Origin of the sequence: Vibrio sp. 779(2023), assembly GCF_033344285.1 — a bacterium.
Classification (GTDB): domain Bacteria; phylum Pseudomonadota; class Gammaproteobacteria; order Enterobacterales; family Vibrionaceae; genus Vibrio; species Vibrio alginolyticus.
The window spans coordinates 1-1044 of sequence record NZ_JAWPOM010000225.1 but is presented as its reverse complement, the minus strand read 5'-3'; the positions used below and the strand labels follow the sequence as shown (position 1 = coordinate 1044).

General features: G+C 42.0%; 2 protein-coding genes and 1 pseudogene. 1 reads left to right on the top strand and 2 read right to left on the bottom strand.

Features of this window, described 5'->3' with window-relative positions:
• Positions 1-110: 110 nt before the first annotated feature.
• Positions 111-659 (top strand): gamma carbonic anhydrase family protein, encoded by a 549-nt coding sequence (locus tag R8O70_RS26245; protein WP_005461433.1) that lies wholly within the window; start codon positions 111-113, stop codon positions 657-659.
• 7 nt (positions 660-666) lie between these two features.
• On the opposite strand, the gene R8O70_RS26240 is transcribed toward R8O70_RS26245, so the two are convergent.
• Together R8O70_RS26240 and R8O70_RS26235 are read right to left on the bottom strand one after the other, a co-directional pair.
• Positions 667-930: a DUF1488 domain-containing protein gene (locus tag R8O70_RS26240; protein WP_005497408.1), complete on the bottom strand. Its 264-nt coding sequence runs from the start codon at positions 928-930 to the stop codon at positions 667-669.
• 3 nt (positions 931-933) lie between these two features.
• Positions 934-1044 (bottom strand): annotated as a pseudogene (locus R8O70_RS26235) (shikimate dehydrogenase); the annotation flags it as partial.

Sequence of the window (1044 nt, the reverse complement as noted above, 5' to 3'; positions counted from 1 at the left end):
TCGTTTTTTTTGATTTTTTTATCGTTTGGGTGTTTTTTATTCTAAAAGGCGAGTTTTCACTACTATTCTACCTCCATGTCCCCTGTAATCGCCCCTAATAAGGAGAAAAGATGAGCTCAATTAGAAGCTACAAAGGTATAAAGCCTCAACTTGGTGAGCGTGTTTACGTTGACTCAACCTCAGTGTTAGTCGGAGATATCCGTATTGGGGACGATTCTAGCATTTGGCCATTAGTAGCGGCACGAGGCGATGTGAACCACATTCACATTGGTGATAGAACGAATATTCAAGATGGCAGTGTTTTGCATGTCACCCATAAGAACTCTGAAAACCCAAACGGCTATCCACTTATTATTGGCAATGACGTTACGATTGGCCACAAAGTGATGCTGCACGGTTGTGAGATACACGATCGTGTATTGGTTGGTATGGGGGCGATTGTTTTAGATGCTGTCGTTATTGAATCAGAGGTGATGATTGGAGCGGGCAGTTTAGTACCGCCAGGAAAGAGATTAGAAAGCGGTTATCTTTATGTCGGTAGTCCAGTGAAACAAGCTCGCCCTCTATCAGAGACAGAACGAGCTTTTTTACAAAAGTCAGCCAATAACTATGTTCAAAACAAAAACGACTACTTACATGAAGTAGAAGACTTGAACTAAAGGTCTGTTAGCCGATGATAATATGGCCTTCTTCGTTGAAGGCTTCATCTTCTATTAACTCTTCTGCTATTTCTTCCAGATCAAATCGGTAGTCAATAAAAGCGGCGATCACGGCCTGCTCCGTATCTAACTCTGAGCCAGATAACTTTTCTAACTTTTGTTTCGTCACAAAGCATTCTATTAGCGCACCAGATTGTTGCGCCGCAAAGTTTACTGATTGTGATACTTCATCCCATGATTGCATGTCTGGGAATAAGATGGATTGATTCATCGCTTATTGACCTTCAAGGTTCTTTCTTAATTCACGCAAAATCTGTTTGGCCCCAGGACGAAGACCGCGCCATAACATAAAACTCTCAGCAGCTTGGCCAACTAACATACCTAA